24 protein-coding genes are annotated in these 20,981 nt (G+C 69.6%); 15 read left to right on the plus strand and 9 right to left on the minus strand.

All coding sequences use genetic code 11. The features are described 5' to 3' along the window. The first annotated feature begins 41 nt into the window (after nucleotides 1–41). From Mth01_RS07505 to Mth01_RS07530, 6 genes are all read left to right on the plus strand, one after another. A complete protein-coding gene (locus Mth01_RS07505) occupies nucleotides 42–1,079 on the plus strand; it encodes a questin oxidase family protein (RefSeq protein ID WP_204013485.1) in 1,038 nt (345 codons plus the stop codon). 95 nt (nucleotides 1,080–1,174) lie between these two features. After that, nucleotides 1,175–1,648 (plus strand): hypothetical protein, encoded by a 474-nt coding sequence (locus tag Mth01_RS07510; protein WP_204013489.1) that lies wholly within the window; start codon nucleotides 1,175–1,177, stop codon nucleotides 1,646–1,648. Next, a complete protein-coding gene (locus Mth01_RS07515) occupies nucleotides 1,645–1,998 on the plus strand; it encodes a hypothetical protein (RefSeq protein WP_204013493.1) in 354 nt (117 codons plus the stop codon). Before Mth01_RS07510 ends, Mth01_RS07515 begins: the two co-directional genes overlap by 4 nt. 600 nt (nucleotides 1,999–2,598) lie before the next feature. Then, nucleotides 2,599–3,963, plus strand: coding sequence for a group II intron reverse transcriptase/maturase (gene ltrA, locus Mth01_RS07520; protein ID WP_204013496.1), 1,365 nt, complete (start codon nucleotides 2,599–2,601; stop codon nucleotides 3,961–3,963). A gap of 107 nt (nucleotides 3,964–4,070) precedes the next feature. After that, entirely contained in the window at nucleotides 4,071–4,307 is a 237-nt protein-coding gene (locus tag Mth01_RS30355; RefSeq protein WP_204013499.1) for a type II toxin-antitoxin system Phd/YefM family antitoxin, read from the plus strand. Next, the gene (locus Mth01_RS07530) at nucleotides 4,308–4,745 is read left to right on the plus strand and encodes a type II toxin-antitoxin system VapC family toxin (protein ID WP_204013502.1); all 438 of its coding nucleotides are present in this window, start codon (nucleotides 4,308–4,310) and stop codon (nucleotides 4,743–4,745) included. 7 nt (nucleotides 4,746–4,752) lie between these two features. Here Mth01_RS07530 and Mth01_RS07535 read toward each other — a convergent pair whose 3' ends face one another. The 3 genes from Mth01_RS07535 to Mth01_RS07545 all read right to left on the minus strand — a co-directional run bounded on the left by Mth01_RS07535 (nucleotide 4,753) and on the right by Mth01_RS07545 (nucleotide 8,158). Further along, nucleotides 4,753–4,986, minus strand: a complete 234-nt coding sequence (locus Mth01_RS07535; protein WP_204013505.1) for a DUF397 domain-containing protein — start codon at nucleotides 4,984–4,986, stop codon at nucleotides 4,753–4,755. A gap of 30 nt (nucleotides 4,987–5,016) precedes the next feature. Continuing rightward, on the minus strand, nucleotides 5,017–5,865 hold the full coding sequence (locus Mth01_RS07540; RefSeq protein WP_204013508.1) for a helix-turn-helix domain-containing protein: 849 nt from the start codon (nucleotides 5,863–5,865) through the stop codon (nucleotides 5,017–5,019). A gap of 229 nt (nucleotides 5,866–6,094) precedes the next feature. Continuing rightward, nucleotides 6,095–8,158, minus strand: a complete 2,064-nt coding sequence (locus Mth01_RS07545) for a S9 family peptidase (RefSeq protein WP_204013511.1) — start codon at nucleotides 8,156–8,158, stop codon at nucleotides 6,095–6,097. Nucleotides 8,159–8,205: 47 nt separating this feature from the next. Here Mth01_RS07545 and mshB point away from each other — a divergent pair, with 47 nt between their 5' ends. From mshB to Mth01_RS07565, 4 genes are all read left to right on the plus strand, one after another. Then, nucleotides 8,206–9,114: an N-acetyl-1-D-myo-inositol-2-amino-2-deoxy-alpha-D-glucopyranoside deacetylase gene (mshB, locus tag Mth01_RS07550; protein WP_204013515.1), complete on the plus strand. Its 909-nt coding sequence runs from the start codon at nucleotides 8,206–8,208 to the stop codon at nucleotides 9,112–9,114. A 10-nt stretch (nucleotides 9,115–9,124) separates the two neighbouring features. Then, on the plus strand, nucleotides 9,125–9,643 hold the full coding sequence (locus Mth01_RS07555; protein WP_204013519.1) for a DUF6113 family protein: 519 nt from the start codon (nucleotides 9,125–9,127) through the stop codon (nucleotides 9,641–9,643). A gap of 93 nt (nucleotides 9,644–9,736) precedes the next feature. Continuing rightward, nucleotides 9,737–10,159, plus strand: coding sequence for a hypothetical protein (locus tag Mth01_RS07560; protein WP_204013522.1), 423 nt, complete (start codon nucleotides 9,737–9,739; stop codon nucleotides 10,157–10,159). 270 nt (nucleotides 10,160–10,429) lie between these two features. Then, nucleotides 10,430–11,278 carry an MBL fold metallo-hydrolase gene (locus Mth01_RS07565; RefSeq protein WP_239089468.1) on the plus strand — a complete coding sequence of 283 codons (849 nt, stop codon included), beginning with the start codon at nucleotides 10,430–10,432 and terminating at the stop codon, nucleotides 11,276–11,278. A gap of 7 nt (nucleotides 11,279–11,285) precedes the next feature. Here the strand turns inward: Mth01_RS07565 and Mth01_RS07570 are convergent, their stop codons facing one another. The 6 genes from Mth01_RS07570 to Mth01_RS07595 form a co-directional block, all read right to left on the minus strand. Next, a complete protein-coding gene (locus Mth01_RS07570) occupies nucleotides 11,286–12,053 on the minus strand; it encodes a cysteine--tRNA ligase (RefSeq protein ID WP_204013528.1) in 768 nt (255 codons plus the stop codon). 39 nt (nucleotides 12,054–12,092) lie between these two features. Further along, a complete protein-coding gene (locus tag Mth01_RS07575; protein WP_204013530.1) occupies nucleotides 12,093–13,976 on the minus strand; it encodes a sigma factor-like helix-turn-helix DNA-binding protein in 1,884 nt (627 codons plus the stop codon). A gap of 51 nt (nucleotides 13,977–14,027) precedes the next feature. Then, nucleotides 14,028–14,261 (minus strand): 3'-5' exonuclease, encoded by a 234-nt coding sequence (locus tag Mth01_RS07580; RefSeq protein ID WP_407695926.1) that lies wholly within the window; start codon nucleotides 14,259–14,261, stop codon nucleotides 14,028–14,030. Between the two features lie 71 nt (nucleotides 14,262–14,332). Further along, entirely contained in the window at nucleotides 14,333–15,184 is an 852-nt protein-coding gene (locus Mth01_RS07585) for a class I SAM-dependent methyltransferase (RefSeq protein WP_239089456.1), read from the minus strand. A 48-nt stretch (nucleotides 15,185–15,232) separates the two neighbouring features. Continuing rightward, nucleotides 15,233–16,333 (minus strand): ABC transporter substrate-binding protein, encoded by a 1,101-nt coding sequence (locus tag Mth01_RS07590; RefSeq protein ID WP_239089457.1) that lies wholly within the window; start codon nucleotides 16,331–16,333, stop codon nucleotides 15,233–15,235. A gap of 173 nt (nucleotides 16,334–16,506) precedes the next feature. Next, nucleotides 16,507–16,728, minus strand: a complete 222-nt coding sequence (locus tag Mth01_RS07595; RefSeq protein WP_204013533.1) for a putative acetyltransferase — start codon at nucleotides 16,726–16,728, stop codon at nucleotides 16,507–16,509. A gap of 97 nt (nucleotides 16,729–16,825) precedes the next feature. Here Mth01_RS07595 and fdxA point away from each other — a divergent pair, with 97 nt between their 5' ends. From fdxA to dapE, 5 genes are all read left to right on the plus strand, one after another. Beyond that, complete coding sequence (gene fdxA, locus Mth01_RS07600; RefSeq protein ID WP_204013536.1) at nucleotides 16,826–17,152, plus strand: ferredoxin; 327 nt, start codon at nucleotides 16,826–16,828, stop codon at nucleotides 17,150–17,152. 105 nt (nucleotides 17,153–17,257) lie between these two features. Further along, nucleotides 17,258–18,337: a succinyldiaminopimelate transaminase gene (dapC, locus tag Mth01_RS07605; RefSeq protein WP_204013539.1), complete on the plus strand. Its 1,080-nt coding sequence runs from the start codon at nucleotides 17,258–17,260 to the stop codon at nucleotides 18,335–18,337. 67 nt (nucleotides 18,338–18,404) lie between these two features. Beyond that, nucleotides 18,405–19,010 carry a DUF4178 domain-containing protein gene (locus tag Mth01_RS07610; protein ID WP_239089470.1) on the plus strand — a complete coding sequence of 202 codons (606 nt, stop codon included), beginning with the start codon at nucleotides 18,405–18,407 and terminating at the stop codon, nucleotides 19,008–19,010. Nucleotides 19,011–19,058: 48 nt separating this feature from the next. Continuing rightward, on the plus strand, nucleotides 19,059–19,844 hold the full coding sequence (locus tag Mth01_RS07615) for a hypothetical protein (protein ID WP_239089458.1): 786 nt from the start codon (nucleotides 19,059–19,061) through the stop codon (nucleotides 19,842–19,844). 24 nt (nucleotides 19,845–19,868) lie between these two features. After that, nucleotides 19,869–20,924, plus strand: a complete 1,056-nt coding sequence (gene dapE / locus Mth01_RS07620) for a succinyl-diaminopimelate desuccinylase (RefSeq protein ID WP_204013548.1) — start codon at nucleotides 19,869–19,871, stop codon at nucleotides 20,922–20,924. The last annotated feature ends 57 nt before the right edge of the window (nucleotides 20,925–20,981 follow it).

Raw genomic sequence — 20,981 nt, forward strand, 5'->3', positions numbered from 1 at the left:
ACCGAGGCGTGCGGGCCGGCGTCCGATTAGCGTGCGGAGGTATGGATGACACCGGCATGCTGGAAGAAGCCTACGAACGGTTGCACCGGACGGGCCCCGAGTTCGAGGGCTGGCTGTCCAACCACGGCCCGATGGCGGTCGAGTCGATGGTCAGGCGCGGGCGCGCGCGTGACGTCCATCGCTGGCTCGACGCCTATATGGACCGTCTCGAAGAGCTGCCGAGCGGCACCTGGACGATCACCGATGGCGGCTGGCGCGAGGCACTGGGCGACGGACGTCGTCTCGGTGACTGGCTGAGCTTCTTCGAGACCGAGCTGAAGCGGCAGCCGTGGCGTGCCGTGCTGGAGACCTGGTGGCCGCGGCTGTTGCCGGGCATCGCGGCGGGGGCGACCCATGGGGTGATCCGTACCGGGCACGCGGTCCGTGAGCTGCTGAGCCACGAGGACGAGATGCGGCTGGCCGAGCTCGGCCAGGCCCTCGGCTACTGGGCGGCGCGCTGGCAGACGGTCGCCGCTACCGCGACGCCCTCCGGTACGGCCGACCCGGCCGGCGCCCTGGCCGGCGTGCCAAGAGTGCCGGACCAGAACCAGGGCATCAACCACCGGCTCGCGCAACTGGCCGGTACCGCCGGATGGGAGGGGTCGCTGGCCGCGCTCAGACCGGCCGCCGACGCCGAGCAGGCCCGGGAACGGCTCGCCGAGCTGGCGAACGCGGCCACGCTGCGCTATCTCGCACATGCGCATGGCAATCCGGTCATGCTGGTCCATTCCGCTACCGCGCCCACGGCCGTACTGCGCACCCTGCCCGCGCTGCCGACGTCACTTTGGGGCCCCAGCCTCGCCGCCGCCTGGGCGGCCAGCGCCGCGGTGATCGCCGCGTACGGCCCTGCCGAGCCGGCGCCCAGGGAAGACCTGCCGGCCGCGCCCGAACGGGAGGAGGCGTTCGACCGCGCCGTCCGCCACGGGGACGAGCATGCGATCAAGTTCGCCGACACCGCCCTCGACGTCTACGACCGCACCGGCGACCCCGACGCCCTGGCCGCCGTGATCCGCGCCGTCGACTCCATCGCCCCCCTCTGATCCGGATGGTCATGGACGCCGTCGTGTAGACCGTTTGCCGCAGACGACCCGCCAATCCCTATCATCGGGTCGACATCCGAGCTACTGTGGATGTCGTGACTACGGCCTATGAGGACGTGCCCTTCAGCGAGCTACTTCATCATCCCGGTGCGACCACGCGCCGCCTGGACGCCGTTCGCGCGCTGCGGCTGCGGCGGCGCGACGCAGGGGACCTCGCGCTGATGCGCGTCGATCAGATGGAGCGCGACGCCACAGTCGTGGACTTCACCACCCGCTTGCTGGCCGGGCTGGTACGGACCGGGAACATCGCCGCCCTGCGCCAAGCACTGCCTGAGGCCCTGCCGTGGAGTACCTTCCTGCCCGCCGAGGACATAGACGCGTTTCTCGCCGAGCTGGTGGACACGGCACGTGGGGCGGTGGCCTTGGACAACCTCACTCCGATCGCCCTTCTGCTCACCCAGTGGCGGCACAGCGCCGAGATCTACGCGGACCCCGCCCTGAGTGCCATCCTCACCCGTGAGCCAGATGGCGATCTCGGACCGGTCGCAGTGCCCGAGGCATCGGAGTGAGCCCGAAGCGCGGCGATCGGGCCGCGCCGCCCCCGATCGGCAACGAGTACGACCTCCGGTTCGCCAACGCCGAGGCCGCCGATGGCTGGGAACACCTGAGCCGCCATGCAGCGGGCAACCTGCGTCGCGCCTTCGAAAAGATTCGTGCCAATCCCCGCGCCGCCGACAACCCCGAGCGTCAGCACCGCCTCAAGGGCAAGCTGGGCACCGGCAGCTTCAAGGGGCAGGAACTGGAACACTGGCAATACGAGGTCACCGGCAGCGGACGCATCTGGTACCTGCTTGACGACGCAGGCCGTACCGCCTGGATCACCTACGCGGGCACAGCTCACCCCAAGGCCACAGACTGAGCTTCTCCTCGCTCACCTACCGCAGCCACCGGCCCCTGGCGGCATCGGCCAGTTGCCGATTGAACTCAGACTAGTCGGAGACTAGTCTGATTTCATGTTGCGTCCTGCAAGCTGCGTCAGGCCAGCGGGTGAAAGTCCCGTCCGGGTAGGCACCGGAGCGCCCGGTAGCAGGCCCCGGTCCTGCGGAGAGATCCAATGGGCTGAGCGGGGTGTCAAGAGCCTCTTTGGAGGGAGCAAGAGCGCGGGCCGTAGCGTGAAGCGAACGCTGCAGCCTCGTCAAAGAAACAACGGTGAGAGCCGAGCCGCTCATGTCACGGCGAAGGCCACGCCCGGTGAGCCCTGTTCCGGGGTCAGCTCGCCGGGTCTCCCCGGGGTACGGGCGGCGGCACGCGCTCACGGTCTGACGCGGAACAGGAGAGACCCGTCTGCCCACGCCTGCGTCGGGCACGAGACCGGACGTATAAGCCGATGGTGAAGTCGTCCGGAGGGCAGCGGGAGTCCGAGGGGGTCGTAGTACCGCTGATCGGCGTGCAGCATAACGCGCCGGGAGGGAAGGGCCCTCACTTTGATCATGCGTGTAGAGCAGGTAAGCGTCAGGGCATGACCGAGGTGACTCGGTCCGATCACTCCGGCGGGCTGTGGCCCGTCGTACCCGTCGAAAGCGCTTCGCCGGGGAAAGTGCGAGGACTGCAACGCACGCTATGGACTGCGGCCAAGCAGTCGGAGGATCGGCGTTTCCACGCCCTGTATGACCGTGTCTGCAGGGGTGACGTCCTGTGGGAGGTGTGGGAGCGGGTCCGCGCGAATCGAGGCGCCGCCGGGGTGGATCGCATCACCCTTCAGGCGGTGGAGAACTACGGGGTTGCCCGGATGCTCGGGGAGCTCCAAGAAGATCTCCGTGCAGGGGAGTATCGTCCCGCGCCTGCCAGGCGCGTGGACATCCCGAAACCAGATGGTGGCAGGCGGCCGCTGGGGATTCCCACGGTCCGTGATCGGGTGGTCCAGCAGGCGGCCAAGCTGGTGCTGGAGCCGATTTTCGAGGCGGATTTCCTTCCGTGCTCGTATGGGTTTCGGCCGAAGCGGTCGGCCACGCAGGCTATGGAGCGGCTGCGTGTCGCTTTCATCGCCGGGTTCACCTGGGTCGTGGAGTTCGACATCCGTAGCTTCTTCGGTGAGATCGACCATGAGCGGTTGCTCGCGCTGGTCGGGGAACGGGTGTCGGACCGGCGGGTGCTCAAGCTGATCCGGTTGTGGCTGCAGGCAGGGGTGATGGCCGATGGTGGTCTTCAGCGGACGGTCGCGGGGACTCCGCAGGGCGGGGTGATCTCCCCGCTTCTGGCCAACATCTACCTGCATGTCCTGGACCGCGAGCTGGCCTCACGCGGGGTCGGCGAGCTGGTGCGCTACGCCGACGACGGCGTGGTGTTGTGCCGCGATGAGCGGCAGGCCAGGGCTGCCCTGGCGGCGGTGGAGGAGATCCTCACCGGGCTGGGACTGCGACTGCACCCGGACAAGACGAAGGTGGTCGATCTGCGGCAGGGCCGTCAAGGGCTGGACTTCCTCGGGTGTCACTTCAGAGCGCGCATGTCGGGCCGGCTGTGGGAGCAGAAGCGGATCATCCGCTACTACCTGCACCGATGGCCTGGTCAGCGGGCGATGAAGCGGCTCCGGGACAAGGTCCGGGAACGGACCGGCCGCAACCGGGTAGGCCGGGATATCCGTGACGTGATCGCGGATGTCAACCCCGTCCTACGCGGGTGGGGCAACTACTTTCGCACCGGGAACGCTGCCAAGAAGTTCCGGCAGATGGACAACTACGTGGTGGGACGTCTGATCCGTCTCATGATCAGGAAGCGTGGTCGGAATCTGCGTGCCGGACAGGCGCGGCAGTGGACCGAAGCCTGGTTCAACGGGCATGGCCTGCATCGATTGCGTGGAACTGTCCGCTATCCGAAGGCGGCGTAACCATGTCAAGAAGATCATCGGTAAGCCGTGTGCGGGAAAACCGCACGCACGGATTGAAAGGGGGATGGGGAAACGGGCTCGCGAGAGCACCGCGCCCCTGACTACCAATGGAATCGGTTGGAGCCTACGAAGCCAAGACGTACCTGCCGCGGCTGCTCGACGAGGTGGCTACGGGAAAGACGATCGTGATCACCAAACATGGAACTCCGGTCGCCAGGCTGACCCCCGCTCAGGGCGAGGCGCCTCGGCCCGAAGATGTCATAAAGGCTCTCCGACATGCCCGTCACGGCGTTACCCTCGGTGACCTGTCCATCAGGGATCTCATAGAAGAAGGGCGGCGCTGAGTGCCTCTGGTGATCGACGCCTCGGTTGCTCTCGCCTGGTGCTTCGAGGACGAGGCGACACCGGAGACCGAGGCCGTTCTCGATCTGGTTGGGAAGGAGACCGCGGTCGTCCCGCCGATCTGGGAGTTGGAGATGGCCAACGTCCTGCTGGGCGCTGAGAAGCGCGGGCGGTTGAGCGAGTTCCAGACGGCGAGGTTCGTGTCACTGCTCGGCCAACTCCCGATCATGGTCGATTCCGCGCCGTCGGACATCAAGGCGGTTATCGCGACCGGACGTCGGCATGGGCTGACCTCATACGACGCCACTTACCTGCTTCTCGCTGAGAGAGAAGGCCTGGAGTTGGCCACGCTCGATGCCGCACTGGTCGCCGCCGCCGAGACTGCCGGTGTTCCCCTGACCATTCAACGCCTGCAGGAGGGACACCAGGAAGGCGTTTAGCGGGTGCTCAGCCGAACTCGCCGTCTTTGACGCCGAGGACGAAGGCTTCCCACTCGCTGGGTGTAAAGATCAGGGCGGGACCGTCGGGGTTCTTGGAGTCGCGAACCGCGTACAGGAGTTCGCCGGTCTTGTGGCCGCCGGAGGCCGAGACCACGGCCACCTCGACGCAGTCGCCGCCGTTGGTGCTGCGACTGCTCTTGCGCCAGCGGGCACTGGACGGGTCGATGTTCGGGGGGGTCATTGCGTCCATCCTCTCTCGTCGGCACGAGCGCTATGAGCTGATGCTGCGGGAGATGAGCCTGGCGGACTCGTCGGCGGAGAGCGCCCTGGCGGTGAGGGCGCTGAACGTACGGGTGTACCAGTCGATCTCCCCGGCGTCTTCGAGCATAAGCCCGCTGGTGGCCTGTTCGAGGTAGACGATGTCGGGATCCGCCGAATCGGGAAACCTCAGAATGATGAATGGACCGTCCATGGCGGAGTGCGCCCCCGCGCGGAAGGGGAGCACCTGGATCGTGACGTTCGGCAGGCCGGCCCGTTCGACCAGGAAGGTGAGCTGCTCGGCCATGATGGCCGGTCCACCAACTTCCCGACGCAGCACTGCCTCATCGAGTACGGCATGCAGGTGGACGGGAGCCTCATGAGTCAGCAACTGTTGCCGCGACAGGCGGACGTCGACCTTCTCGTCGGCGCGATCGGCGACCTGCTTGATGGCGGTGGCCTCGATCACCGCGCGGGCGTACGCCTCGGTCTGCAGCAGGCCGGGGACCACCTGAGCCTGGTAAGTCATGATGATCGAGGCATCCGACTCGAGACCGATGTAGGAGTCGAATCCCGCCTTGAGCGTGTCGCGGTGGCGGTGCCACCACCCCTTCTGCCGCGACTCCCGGGCGAGAGTGATCAAATGTTGGCGGAGGCTCTCGTCCGCGACGTTGTAGAGGTCGAGCAGGTCGCCCACATCGCCATGGTGAACAGCCACTCGCCCGGTCTCGATGCGCGACAACTTCGTGGCCGACCACCCCAGGGGCCGGGTCACCTCGACGCCGTTGAGATTGGCCGCCTCCCGTAAGCGTCGCAGCTCGATCCCCAGTCGCCGCCGCCGAGCCGTCGGGCTGGTGGGCATGTCCACTCCTTCCGTGGTTCGAGATCGCGGGTGCGGCCGGATAACGACCCTACCTGCGCACTCCGCACCCAGACCGGGGTACGGCGGCGCGGTCGATGCTCGTCCAGGGGAAGGGATGGGTAGCTGCTCCGCCGGGCCCCTCGGCTTGTCGACCTTGACGTTGTTGCTGCGAAAGTCGCGTTTTTAGAGCAACAACGTCAAGGTCGATCCTGCGCCACGTCGGCGAAGATCAGAGGCCGAGGGACTTCTTGAGGAAGTCGAGCTGGAGGAGGAGCAGGTTCTCGGCGACGACCTCCTGAGGGGTCATGTGCGTGACGCCTGACAGCGGCAGCACGGTGTGCGGACGGCCCGCCGCGAGCAGCGCGGACGACAGCCGCAGCGTGTGCGCCGCCACCACGTTGTCGTCGGCCAGGCCGTGCACGAGCAGCAGCGGGCGGTCCAGCTTCTCCGCGTCGGCGAGCAGCGAGGACGCCTCGTAATGTCCCTCGTCCGGATGGCCGAGGTAACGCTCGGTGTAGCAGGTGTCGTACAGCCGCCAGTCGGTGACCGGCGCCCCCGCGACGGCCGCGTGGAACACGTCGGGCCGGCGCAGCACCGCGAGGGCGGCCAGATATCCGCCGAAGGACCACCCGCGGATGGCGACCCGGGAGAGGTCCAGGTCGTCGGCGTGCTGCGCGGCGACCCCCTGGAGGGCGTCCACCTGGTCCTCGAGCGACAGCGTGAAGTCGTGCCGGATCTCGCGCTCGAAGGCCGGGCCGCGTCCCGGCGTGCCCCGCCCGTCGGCCACGATGACGGCGAAGCCCTGCTCGGCCCACCACTGGGGCTCCAGGAACATCCGCCGCGCGGCGAGCACCCGCTGCGCGTGCGGTCCGCCGTACGGGTCCATGAGGACGGGCAGCCTGCCCGACCCCGGCACGTGCCAGGAGGGGAACAGGATCGCGGTCGACAGCTCGCGCGAGCCCGCCCGGACGAGGGAGACGCGCGGGTCCAGGGACGGCCGCTCGGCCATCGACCGGATCGAGTCGGCCATCCGCGAGCCGTCGGGCCGGATGACCGAGACCGAGGTGCCCTCGGTCTCGAGGCTCTGGCCGGTGACGACGGTGACGCCGCCCGCGCGGCGGCCGCCGTACACTCCGGGCTCCATGGTCACCGGGCTGATCGTGCCGCCCGAGCAGGTCCACAGGTTGATCTCGGTGGGCTCCCCGCTCGCCTGGAAGAGCACGGTGTCGCCGTCCACGTCGAGCACCGCCCTGACCTGCAGCGACGGCGGTGTGGCCGGTGTGGATCCGATGATCAGGCGGCGGCCGCCCTCGGCGTCGGCCACCCACACGAGCGTGCCGTCGGACAGGCGGGCCGGCACGCCGGCCACGATGTCCAGCCAGGCGGGGTCGGTGTCCTCCCGGAGCGACTCGGTCGTGCCGGTCGCGGGATCGACCGAGAGCAGGCGCATGGTCCGCTGGTCACGGGAGAGCGTCACGATCGCGGGCCCGTGCGCGTCCCAGATCGCGGTGACCAGATATTCCTGCTCGTACGGCACGGCGACGCGCGAGCCGTCCAGCCCGATCACGAACAGGGAGACCTCGGCGTTGGCCGTCCCGGCCGCGGGATAACGCTGCGGCACGGCCGGGCGGTCGGGATTGGCGGGGTCGGCGATGTGCCAGAGCCCGACGGGGGAGTCGTCCACGCGGGCCACCAGCAGGCGGTCGCCCGACGGGGACCACCAGTAGCCGCGCATGCGGTCCATCTCCTCGGCGGCGACGAACTCGGCCAGGCCGTAGGAGACCTCGTCGTGCTCGGGCGTGGCCAGGGCGGTGTCCGTTCCGGTGGCGAGGTCCTGGACGCGCAGGGCGCCGCCGGTGACGTACGCGACCTTCGTGCCGGTCGGGTCGAGCCGGGGATCGATGACCGGGCCCGGGGTCTCCAGCCGGCGCACCGCACCGCTGGAGAGATCGACGAGGTGAAGCTCGCCGGACAGGGCGAAGACGGCGGCGCGCACCTGCCGGTCGGTCGAGTACCCGACCACGCCGCCCGCCGACTCCCTGGACCGCTCGCGACGGGCTCGCTCCTCCGGCGGCAGATCCTCGTCCGCCGCACCGAGCGCGAGCGGGTCGACGAGCAGCCGCTCGGTCCCTGTCGCGATGTCGAACTCCCACAGGCACGTCACGGGATCGATGCCGGACTTCGTGCGCAGGAAGATCACTCGATCGCCCTGTGGGGAGATCGTGAAGCCGCGCGGCACCCCGAGGGTGAACCGCCGGGTCCTCGCCTGCAAGCGCGGGAAGCTGTCTGTCATACCTCCCAATCCTGCCAGCTCCGGCATTCGTTCTTTAAGCTCGATTCATGTTCGATCGCCGTTTGCTGCTCGTGCACGCCCACCCCGACGACGAGTCGATCGGGACCGGGGCGACCATGGCCAAATACGCGGCCGAAGGAGCGCATGTGACGCTGGTGACCTGCACCCTCGGGGAGGAGGGCGAGGTCATCCCGCCGCGCCTCGCGCACCTCGCGGCCGACCGTGACGACACCCTCGGGAAATACCGCGTCGGCGAGCTCGCCGCCGCCTGCGAGGCGCTGGGCGTCAAGGATCACCGCTTCCTGGGCGGCGCGGGCCGCTGGCGCGACTCCGGCATGATGGGCGTCCCGTCCAACGACGTCCCCGGCTGCTTCTGGCGGGCCGATCTCGACGAGGCGGCCGGTGAGCTGGTCGAGGTGATCCGCGAGGTCCGGCCGCAGGTGCTGGTCACCTACGACGAGAACGGCTTCTACGGGCATCCCGACCACATTCAGGCGCATCGCGTCGCCTGGCGCGCCTTCGAGCTGGCCGCCGACCCCGCCCACGCCGGCGGCGGCGAGCCGTGGCGGATCGCCAAGTTCTACCTCACCGCCACCCCGAAGTCGCTCATGAAGCGGGCCGCCGAGGCGATGCGGGAGGCCGGCGTCGGCTTCATGGTCGAGCCCGTCGACGACCTGTCGTACGGGTGCGCGGACGAGGCGGTCACCACGGAGATCGACGCCAGGCCGTACGTCTCGGCCAAGCTGGACGCGATGCGGGCGCACGCCACGCAGATCACCGTCGCGGGCCCGTGGTTCGCGCTCTCCAACAACGTCGGCCAGCGGGCGTTCGGCGTCGAGCACTTCATCCTGCGGGCCGGGGCCGGCGGACCCTGCGGAGCCGGAGTGCCGTACGACGAGGGCGGCCTGGGCGAGCCGTACGACCGCGAGACCGACCTGTTCGCGGGCATCGACTAACCTCGCCCATATGAGGGCCCATAAGAGGGAGGAGACGTCCGGCACCCCCGGGGCCGAGTCACACCGACTCGACCACGACCACGTTCCGGGGCGGGGTTTCGACGACGACGGCGTCATGGGGCCGCTGAGCAGCCCATTGAGCGGCTCATTGACCGCCGTGGTCACCGGAGCCGCCTACGGCGTGCTCTTCCTCCTGGGCATCGCGCTCGGGGTCGTCGGCGGATTCCAGCACTCCTGGTACATGGGGGAGGCGCCCGTCGCGGCCCTGGCCTGGCTGGTGATCCTGTTCGCCGTGCCGTACGGGACGGGCCGGCTGATGGACGGAAAGGCGGGAGCGCTCGTGCCGGCGGCCGGGTGGCTCGCGTCGTCGTTCCTGCTGGCCGCCAAGCAGCGCGCCGGTGATCTCGTCATCGCGGGGGACGTCTCAGGGTACTGGTACCTGTACGGCGGGGTCGTCGCGGTGGCGGCAGCGGTGATCGCGACAAGATCCAGCGGCTCCTGGCTGCTCAGGTCGTACGACAGGACCTAGGCCGCGTCTGACGCGCTGCGGTGTGGAACTGTTATACGACGCTGCGTCATCGGACCGCTTTACTGGCGAGTTGACGAAGCGCATGCTGATGGCATGCGGCGTTCGCACCGGATCAGACAGGTGGTCAACTACGCGAACCTCTCCACTCCGCTGGGGCTGCTGATCGCGCTGATCGGCGGTGCACGGCCCCGACGCGGCGAGCGAGGGCTCCTCTACGCGTACGGCTACCGCATCCCCTTTCCGGTGGCGGGGGCCTTCACGGTCGGGAACGTGATCACGACCAGGCATGCCGAAGGCCATCTCACCGGCAGGCTTCTCGACCACGAGTCGCGGCACGCCACGCAGTACGCCGCCTGCGTCGGGCTGCCCATGCTCGTCCTGTACGTGCTGGCGTCGGTGCTCTCACTCGCCGTGTGCGGCCATCCCGCCTCCTGGAACGTGTTCGAACGGCTGGCCGGTCTGGAAGACGGCGGTTATCCCCGTCTGACCCCCTGGTGGCGTCCGACACGAGAATGAGTGGAATCCGCCTGCCGCAGGAGGAATATTTTCGCCCGCGTGGGGATCATGGAATGCGGAAGGGAGGGGTACATGTCGCAGACGATCCGCCCTGAGAGCCCGGAGTCGCCGATAGTCCCGCAAGTAGTCCAAGAAGTTCCCCCGTCGCCCCAGATTCCCGAAGCCCCCGAAGTCCCCGAAAGCCCGGTTGGTTCGCGCCGCCGGTGGCCGTCGAGTTTCTCGGACCGCCTGACCACACCGCTGCCGGATTTTCGCGAGGTCCTGAGCGTGATGTGGCACGGAGGGTTCCGTACCGACGTCGGCGACGCCGACCAGATCCCCGTCCGCCGCAGCGGGCTTCCCCGGGCCGCCGCCACCGACGTGATCGTGACCTGGGTGGGCCACGCGACGTACGTCGTGCAGATCGGCGGGCTCACCGTCCTCACCGATCCCGTCTGGTCCCGCAAGATCCCCGGAGTGCGTCAGCGGCTGACCCCTCCGGGCGTGGCCTGGTCCGACCTGCCGAAGATCGACGCCGTCGTCATCAGCCACAACCACTACGACCACCTCGACGCCCCCACCGTTCGCCGGCTGCCGAAGGACACGGCGGTCTTCGTCCCCGCCAAGCTCGCCTCCTGGTTCACCCGCCGGGGCTTCCGGAACGTCACCGAGCTCGACTGGTGGGAGTCGGCCCGCATCGGCGACGTGACGTTCGACTTCGTGCCCGCCCACCACTGGAGCCGCCGCACGCTGTGGGACACCTGCCGCACACTGTGGGGCGGCTGGGTGCTCGGCTCGGGCGACCGCCGCGTCTACTTCGCCGGCGACACCGCCTACGGTGAGCGGTTCGCCCAGATCGGCGAACGCCATCCGGGCATCGATCTCGCCCTCATGCCGGTCGGGGCCTATGAGCCGCGCTGGTTCATGAAGGCGACCCATGTCGATCCGGCGCAAGCCGTACAGGCCTGCGTCGACGTCGGGGCACGGCGGATGGCGACCATGCACTGGGGCACGTTCGTGCTCTCGGGCGAGCCGCTCCTCGGGCCGCTACGGGAGGCGCGGGAGGCCTGGGCCGCGCACGGCCTCGACCCCGATGACCTGTGGGATCTCGCCGTCGGTGAGAGCCGCGTCCTGCGCTGACCGTCCGCTAGATCTTGCCGATGTCGGCCGGGAGGTCGAGGCCGAGGATGTGGTCGAAGTGCAGGAACGTCTCGAACCGCGAGCCCGGCGGCACCGGCTCGGCGTCTGCGAGATCGGCCAGCAGTCGCAGCGCGAGGGAGGTGTCGAGGTCGTCATCGAGCGCGGCCTGGATCCGCGCCGCGTGACCCTCGTCGATCGGACGGCTGGCCGACTCGGCCCACTCGGCGACCCGCCGCCGCCACCGCCTGAGCGCCTCATCCGCCGCCCGCAGGTGGTCCCAGGTCAGCTCGACCGGCCGCCGGTAGCGGCGCCCGAGGAAGGCCAGCCGTACGGCCAGCGGATCGAGCCCGGCGTCGGAGACATCAGACAGGTACGAGGCATTCGGCTCCCCCGGGAGGCCGACCCGCCCGGTTCGCGCCCAACGGCCGGAAGAAACGCTGCCGGGAGCGACCCCGCCGACGTGCAGGTCGATCCGCACATCGGCGCCCGCCGGGGGCGGGGGGTCCTCCTGCGGGCGGATGTTGAGCGCGAGGATTTCGTCGCGGGGCGGCTCCCCGTCATGGAAGGCGAGCACCCGCAGCCGCTGCCGCTCGCCCGTCCTGCGGACCAGATCGGCGAGCAGAAGCGGGCGCAGTTCGTCCAGACGTGCGGACCGGCGGCCGGCCTCCCCTCTCAAATCATGATCGGGTATGTGGACGCGCATCCGCAGGACCCGTGAACCGGGCGGGACGATCGGCTCGGTCCTCTCGGTGACCGTGTCGTACAGGCACAGCATGCCCTCGACCCTATGCCGTGACCCGTGGGACTTCCGAGCCTATGCCGACGGGAGGAACCGCAGGATGTCTCGATCGCCGCGCTCACGCAGCCGGTCGAGCACCTCCTCGCGCGACGCGTCCTCCGGCAGGCCGATGCGGGCGCCGATCAGCCGCAGCCCCTCCGCCTCGGAGGCGACCGGCGCTGTGTAGCCGATGAGGTACAGGGCCTGGTTGAGTGGCGGCAGCCCGGCCACGGCGGCGGGCAGGAACCGGGTCAGCAGTTCGCCGCCGTCGGAGACCGTGAGGAAGACGTGGTCTCCCTCGGAGGCGTTGTACTCGGCCAGGACCGGCCTGATCGACCCGATCGTCGGCTGGTTGTGCCAGCTTATGATCACCTCGCCGCTGGCGGCCGAGGCGGTGAGCTGGCCGCCCGGTGCCATGCCCAGGTGCGCGGCGAAGCCGGTCGGCAGGGGCGAGCCGGAGCCCCGCAGATGCTCGGCGTTGACGTCGACCCGGTGCCACCAGCGGCTGTCGCGGCTGCGGAAGCAGCGGCGGGTCATCGATACGTCGCGACGCGGATGGTACGACTCGGCGGGCTCCTGTCCGGCGATCCTTATGTGGCCGCGCTGGGTGCGCTCGAATCCGGGGCCCCCGGCGTACGCCCTTATGGAGTTCTCGCTCACGTCATAGTGCGAGGTGAGGTTCTCCACGATCGTGTTCACGGACGCCTCGCCGCCGGCCCGCTCGATCTCCCGGCTGATCATCTCCCGGATGCCCAGGTATTCGTCGCCGCCCCAGCGCCGCAGGCCGTACTTGTTGCGGTCGAGGCGCAGGAACCGGTCGTCGGCGCCGAGCTGGTTGCGTACGCCGGTCACGCTGTTGTCCCCGCCGATCCGCGCCTGGATCTCCTCGGGTGTCAGCGGGGTGCCGGTGACGGCCAGCACCGCCTCGGCCCGGTCGCCCAGGCCGCGCGCCCATGGGGCCACGTGGCCGTCCAGGACCCGCAGGTGCGGGATCGAGCCGAGCCAGCGCTCGGCCACGTCCTCGCGGATGCCGAGCCTGCCGACCATGGTCATCGACTCGCCCAGCGGGTGAGGTCCGTCGGTGAAGAGCTGCCGGGTCTTCTCCCGCAGCTCCTCCGCGCCCCCGGCGATCAGCCAGCCGTCCACCTGCTCATAGCCGGTGAGCAGCGTACGGACCACCCGCCAGGCGGGGATCGCCAGCGTGGCGAGCTCGGCGCGGTGCCAGGGCACGGTCGCGGCGAGGTCGTCCGCCGGCACGGCCGCGCCGAGCCGGGTGCGCAGCCAGGACAGGTGGGCGTTCAGAGGGGCCGCCCCCGGACGGTTCAGCCACTCCATGACGTGGTCGCGCAGGTCGCGTTCGATCTGCCGGATCCGCTCCCGGGTGACCGAGAACCGCTGGGCGAGTTCGTCAAGGGTGGCCCGGTGGTGGGCGGCCTGGCCGGGTTGCTGATGGGAGTCGAAGTAGAGCCGGTCTCTCGCGATGGCCAGTTGCCGTTCGTCCAGTCCGGTGAAGATCTCGTCGATGATCTCGGGCAGCGGGCGTTCCGGCAGGGCCGGGGGGACCGGGGCGCCGGCGGCCGCGGCCTCCTCGTCGGGTTCGGTGGCCAGCAGCTTGTCGATCACCTCGGTGAAGAGGCGGTGGACGCTCTCGCGGGGGCCGGGCGCCTGCAGGCTCTCCAGGGGGTCGGTGAACCTGAGCAGCGGAAGGATGTCCCCGAGCATCAGGTGCGCCCAGCAGGCGGTGGTGAGGTCGGCCAGCCGGGACGCCACCTGGGTGGTGCCCACCGCCGCGCAGGCCCGGTCGAGTGGCAGCGAGTGCCACCAGGCGTCGGGAAGGCCGGGATCGCTCGCGATCGGCTCTACCTGGCTGGGCGCGGTCCAGCGCAACGGGGGCACGATGTCGCTAAGGCTCAGGTTCATGCATTTCCAACAGGGGGAAGGTAACCGCGTTCAGACTAGGGGATCAATCGATCATGCGGGCAGGAAGGGACTGGCGCGTCCGCAATAGGACACGTAAAGAAGCCCGCTTGCCCGTGCGCATGCCACGTAGAGCAGCCCCCGTTCTCTCTGCGGAGCGTGCGCCCGAGCCGTGGGATCCTCCGTGGCCGGGGTCGGCGCGTCGGGCGCCGGCACGATTCCGTCTGCCACGCCTATCACGGCCACCCGCCGGAGTTCCAGTCCTTTCATGCCGTGCGGCATGGTCACTTTGACCGTGATGCCCGCGTCGTGCAGTGCCGTACGGGCTGTTTCGACGAGGTCCGCGGTGCGGGCGGCGGTCAGTGGCGTACGGCGGCGAAACGCAGGCGGACGTAGTCGGCCAGCCAGCCCGACTCGTGCCGCAACGCGGGGGCGGCGAGTTCGTTGACCCGCCGGAGCAGCGGCTCCACGGTCGCCGCGGGCACTTTTTCGAGCAGCGATCCGGCGAACATCCGCACCCAGTCGGCCGCGCCGTTCGGACAACCGTCCAGCGGTGTGGGGCAGTCGAAGCACTCCACGACCTTGACCGCGAAACCTCCCTTCTCCAGGCGCATGGCGTATTCGGCCGGACTGGGGAAGTACCACGGCAACTCGGGCTCGTACAGGCCGTGCTCCCGCCACGCGGTGAGCATCGCCGAGGTCAGCGTGGCGCAGTTGCCCGCGCCGCCGAGCTCGGCCACGAACCGGCCACCGGGCCGCAGCGCCAGGCGGACGCACGAGATCACCGCGTCCGGGTCGCGGCTCATCCAGTGCAGCGCCGCGTTCGAGAAGACCGCGTCGTACGGCTGGGCCACGGTGAAGTCGTGGGCGTCGCCGACGGTGAAGTCGAGTCCGGGGTGCTGTGCTATCGCGGCCTCGATCATGGTGTGCGAGCCGTCGATGCCCAGCACGTGCGCGCCGCGTGCGGCGATCTCGGCGGTCAGCACTCCGGTGCCGCAGCCGAGGTCGAGCACGCGCTCACCCGGCCGGGGGTCGAGCAGATCGACGATCGGCGCTCCCTGCGCGGAGACGTAACCGAAGAAGGACCCGTCGTGGGCGCGGGTGTGCCATGTGGTGCGAGTCGAGGTGTCCCACCCGGTGCCGCCTGAGGTGTCCCACCCCGTGCTGCCTGAGGTGTTCCACCCCATGCGACTCGGGGTTTCGTAACTCAAGGTCGGCTCGCATTCCAAGATTGCTGTGATAGCGACGCAATTTTACGGTCACGTGCCGGTGATTTGGGACCAGTGGGCTTTGAGGTAGGCCTTGGCCTGGTCCTGCTGCGGGATGGTGAGCACCACCGGGGTGCCGGAGGCCGCGGGGAGCTTGGCCGCCGCGTCCCGGTCCACGGTCCCGCGCATCTCCATCGCCTCCATCCGGGCCGGCCGGGCGTACGCCCTCAGGAAGAGGTTCTGGCCCTCGTCGGAGAGCAGGAACTCCTCCCACAGCCGGGCGGCGGCCGGGTGCGGCGCCTCGGCGTTGATGGCCTGGAGGTAGTAGGACGCGAGCACCTCGCCCCGCGGGATGGTCACGTGCCAGGACTTCTGGTCTCTGGCGGCGGCCGCCGAGTTCATGAAGTCCCAGTCGAGCACGGCCGTGGCGTGGTCGGGGCGGCTGAGCATCCCGCCCTTCTTGAGCCGGGAGAAGAAGTCGACCCCACGTGCCGCGTCCGCTTGCCCGCCCTGAAGCGATGCGGCCATCACGCCGCTGAACGCCGACGCCATCCGCCGCGGGTCGCCGGGCAGCGCGACCTGGGCCCCCGGCCGGAGCAGTGCGGCGTAGGACGTCGGCGCGGGAAGCTTGCGCGGGTCGTAGCCGATCGACATGTAACCGCCGTACGCCGCGTACCAGAGGCCCTTGGGGTCCTTCAAGGTGTCGGGGATGTCCGTCCAGTGGCCGACCTGGTACGGCGCGAATTTCTTCGCGTTGGCGACGGCGACACCGAGGCTGAGATCGAACACGTCGGGCGCGTCCTTGGTGCCGCTCAGCCGCTTGGCCATGGCGATCTGCTGCCTGCTGCTCGCGTCCGGGGTGGAGCTGACGACCTTGATGCCGTACTTGTCCGAGAATCGAGAGATGATCTCCCCGTAGCCGACCCAGTTGCGGGCCAGCCCGACGACGGTCAGCGTGCCCTCCTTCTTGGCCGCGTCGACCAGCCGGTCCATCGTGCCGAATCCCTCGCTCAGGCTCGAGGCCCGGGGGTTCACCGGCGGAAGCTTCTTGTCTGTCGGCTGCGGCGTCGAGCACGAGGTCGTCACCGAGACGGTCACGGAGACGGTCACAGAGGCGAGGATCGCCGTCACGGCACGGGCACGAATGGTCACGCCCCGAATATCGGTGAATCAGGGCCACCGGGCGAGTAGGCACGCGGCAGCCGGTGCCGCCGTTTGCCCGGGAATTACCGGCCCATTCAGCCGGGGTTCCGCCGAGGCGCCGAGAGGGGCTGACCGGTGGATCTCCCAAGAGACCCGCGCGGGGGCGCCATCTCGGCGCCGGCTCACCGGGACGGCACGACCTTGCCCGCCACCAGTGTCTCCTCGGCGATCTCGACCAGCGTGCCGTCCCGCTTCCGTACGGCGAGCACGCCGTCGTGCCAGGATTCCAACACGCCGACGGCGTCGCGGAAGCCGCCCGGCGCCCTGCGCCGCAACGTCACCCGTCGTCCCACGTCATCGGGGTTGACTGTGACCACGAGCCGAGCTACGAGGCGAGGCTCCACGGCAACCACCCCCTCCTGTTTCCGGCGACAGTCGGGCAACGCAATACTAGGTAATAGCAACCGCGGTCGAGCAGTGTGAACCCAGAAGGAGCCCGAGGTGACCTACGTCATCGCGCAGCCTTGCGTGGATGTCCTGGACAAGGCGTGTGTTGAGGAATGCCCCGTCGACTGCATCTACGAGGGCGAGCGCATGCTCTACATCCACCCCGACGAGTGCGTGGACTGCGGGGCCTGCGAGCCGGTCTGCCCGGTCGAGGCGATTTTCTACGAGGACGACCTTCCCGACCAGTGGAAGGACTTCTACAAGGCCAATGTCGAGTTCTTCGAGGAGTTGGGGTCCCCGGGCGGCGCCTCGAAGGTCGGAAAGATCCACAAGGACCACCCCGTCGTGGCCGCCCTCCCGCCGCAGGCCGAGGGACACTGACGGACGACCGGGGCCGGGGGAAGCGTCCTGCGGCCCGGCAGCGACACGCGCGTGCCGCCGCACGCGCGTATCGCATTCGAGCACCGCACTGACGAGGGGATTTTCTTGATCGCGTTGCCGGACTTCCCGTGGGATCGGCTGCTGCCGTACCAGGACCTGGCGCGGGCGCATCCCGACGGGATCGTCGACCTGTCGGTCGGCACCCCGGTCGACCCGGTGCCCCCCGTCGTCCGTACGGCACTGGCCGAGGCCGCCGACAGCCCTGGTTATCCCCAGACGTACGGAACCCCGCGGCTGCGTGAGGCGGCCGCGGGATGGCTGCGGCGCCGCCACGGGGCGACCGTCGATCCGGCGGACATCCTCCCGACCATCGGCTCCAAGGAACTGGTGGCCTGGCTGCCGACGCTCCTCGGCGTGGGCCCCGGCGAGCGTGTCGTGCTCCCCGAGCTGGCCTATCCCACCTATGACGTCGGGGCCAGGATCGCGGGGGCCGAGCCGTACGCCGCGGACGGGCTGCTGGCGCTGGGGCCCGAGCGGGTGCCGCTCGTGTGGGTGAACTCCCCGTCCAATCCGACGGGCAAGGTGCTGCCGGCCGAGCATCTGCGCAAGGTCGTGGCGTGGGCGCGCGAGCGCGGTGCGATCGTGGCCTCCGACGAGTGCTACATCGAGCTGGGCTGGGAGGAGCAGCCCATCTCGATCCTCCATCCCGACGTGTGCGGCGGATCACAGGAGGGCCTGCTGGCGGTCCACTCGCTGTCGAAGCGGTCGAACCTCGCCGGATATCGCGCCGGGTTCGTCGCGGGGGATTCCTCGCTCGTCAAGCGTCTGCTCGAGGTACGCAAGCACGCGGGCATGATTATGCCCGCACCGGTCCAGGCCGCGATGGCCGTCGCGCTCGACGACGACCGGCACGCGCAGGAGCAGCGGGAGCGGTACGCCCGGCGTCGGGCCGTGCTGCGGCCGGCACTCGAGCGGGCGGGCTGGCGGATCGAGCACTCGACGGCGGGCCTCTATCTGTGGGCCACCAACGGCACGAACTGCTGGGACCAGGTACGCGCGCTCGCCGAGAAGGGGATTCTCGTGGCGCCGGGCGACTTCTACGGGGACGCAGGCCGCTCCCACATCCGTGTCGCGATCACCGCCACGGACGAGCGGGTCGACGCTGCCGTAATGCGGCTTCAGTAAGCCTCCAGTAGGATCGCGCGGCATGGCGACAGCGGTCGTGCTCGTATTGAGTTTTGCCACAATTGTTGTGGTTTTGGGTGCTTTTATCGCGAGTTCGCGGCAGAAGAACCGCGCACCGGCTCCGATCCCGGCGCCGCCATCGCCGGACGATACCGAGCGGGGAGACGGCGGGGGTTCCGCCGACGAATCCGACTATTTCGATCCCAGGACGATCAGGGTCGGCGACACGGTCTACGTCCAGGCCGCGCGGCTGCGGGTCCTCGGCGCGCTGCACCTGGGCCTGCAGGGCGACCAGTGGACCGAATATCTGCTGGACGACGGCACCCGGCGCGCCCAGTGGCTGTCGGTGAAGGAGCGGCCGGGCCCGGCGGAGGGCGTACCCGGTCACCTGGAGGTCATGCTGTGGACCGAGGTTCCCACCCAGGGCATGGTCCCGGCAAAGCACATGCTGATCTTGGAAGGCGTCGAGTTCTATCCCGTCGACCGCGGCACTGCGTCCTTCCGCTCCGAGGGGACGACGGGCTTTCCCGACCGCGGCCTGCTCGACTTCGCCGACTACCGGGCCGCCGACGGCCGCCATCTGTCCTTCCAGCGCTTCCAGGGAGGTCGGTGGGTCTCGTCCCACGCCCATCCGCTGCCCCCCGGGTCGATCTCCGTGGCGGGCCTTCCCTGATGTCATGGGTAGGTTCTGTACGTGAGTAGGCGTCCATCTCGAACCGCTGTGACCATCGCGGTCATCGTCGCCCTGCTGGCGGGCGGCATCTACTTCGGCGTCTATCACCTGTTGAAGAAGGCCCGGCCGTTCGCGCTCGGCGAACACTGCATCATCGACACCCCCGACGGAACGCTCGATCTCGACATCGAGCAGACGCAGATCGCCGCCACGATCGCGGCCGTCGCGGCGCGGCGGAGGCTGCCGGAACGGGCGCTGCAGATCGCGTACGTGACCGCCATCCAGGAGTCGAAGCTGGCGAACCTGCCGTACGGCGATCGCGACTCGGTCGGCGTGTTCCAGCAGCGGCCGTCCCAGGGCTGGGGCACGTCCGACGAGCTCCAGGATCCCGTCTACGCGACCAGGAAGTTCTTCGCCGCCCTGGAGAAGGTGAGTCGCTACCGGAACCTGCCGCTGCACGACGCGGCCCAGGCCGTGCAACGCTCGGCCGACGGCTCGGCCTACGCCCAGCACGAGCCGGCCGCCAGGATCCTCGCCGCGGCGTTCACCGGCCGCGTCCCCAGGGCGGTGCACTGCTGGTACCCGCCGCCGGCCGACTCGGTCAAGGCCCGACCGGCGGCGGCGCGCAAGCAGCTCCTGCGGGCGCTCGGCGACGACTCCTCGCCCAAACGCGGCTGGTTGATCGCCGCGTGGTACGTGGCGCACGCGCAGAAGTACGGCCTGCGGCAGGTGCGCTATGACGGGGTCGCCTGGACGGCGGCCGCCGGCCACGACGGCTGGCTGAAGGACGCCAAGGGCGGCGGCAAGGCCGTCGGGGCCGTGCAGATCGCCTGACCGGCACGACTAAGGTCAGGAGACATGCGGCTTGACCTTGCACAGGATGTGGGAGCGCTGACGGCGCAGCTGGTGGACATCGAGTCCGTGAGCGGGGCGGAGAAGGAGCTCGCCGACGCGATCGAGGAGGCCCTGCTCCCGCTGGGCCACCTGACCGTACGGCGCGACGGCCAGAACATCGTGGCCCGCACCGAGCTCGGGCGCGCCGAGCGGGTCGTGATCGCCGGGCACCTCGACACGGTGCCGGTGGCCGGCAACCTGCCGAGCCGGGTGGCCGACGGCGTTCTCTACGGCTGCGGCACCTCGGACATGAAGAGCGGCATGGCCGTACAGCTCAAGCTCTGCCTGCTGGAGAACCCGAACCGGGACCTGACCTTCGTCTTCTACGACTGCGAGGAGGTCGAGGCGGAGCGCAGCGGCCTGCTGCGGCTGACCCGCGAGCACCCGGACTGGCTGGCCGGCGACTTCGCGATCGTGATGGAGGGGACGAACGGGTTGATCGAGGGCGGCTGCCAGGGCACGCTGCGGGTCGAGGTGGTCGCCCGCGGCGTACGCGCCCACAGCGCGCGCTCGTGGGAGGGCGTCAACGCGATCCACGCGATCAAGCCGATCATCGACGTGCTGGATCGCCACGAGGCTCGTAGGCCCGTCGTGGACGGCCTGGAATATCACGAAGGGCTGAACGCCGTCGCCGTACGCGGCGGGGTCGCGGGCAACGTCATCCCGGACGAGTGCGTGGTGACGGTCAACTACCGTTTCGCCCCGGATCGCACCCTCGATGAGGCCTTCGATCACGTCCGCGAGGTGTTCGACGGTTTCGAGGTCCGGCTCACCGACGGCGCTCCCGGCGCCCGCCCCGGGCTGACCCATCCGGTGGCCGCGGCCTTCGCGGCGGCGATCGGCGGCGAGCCGCGAGCCAAGCTGGGCTGGACCGACGTCGCCAGGTTCTCCGCTCTCGGCATGCCGGCGGTCAACTGCGGGCCGGGCGACCCCAACGTCGCGCACACGAGCGGGGAGCACGTCAGCCTGGCGAAGATCGCGGAGTGTGAGCGCCGCATGGTCGACTGGCTGACCGCGTGAGTCCGGTGGGCACCGGCAGAAAGACGAAGGTGACTTTCCTCGTCGGCCATTAGACGG

The sequence above is a fragment of the Sphaerimonospora thailandensis genome, from assembly GCF_016863115.1.
Lineage (GTDB): Bacteria > Actinomycetota > Actinomycetes > Streptosporangiales > Streptosporangiaceae > Sphaerimonospora > Sphaerimonospora cavernae.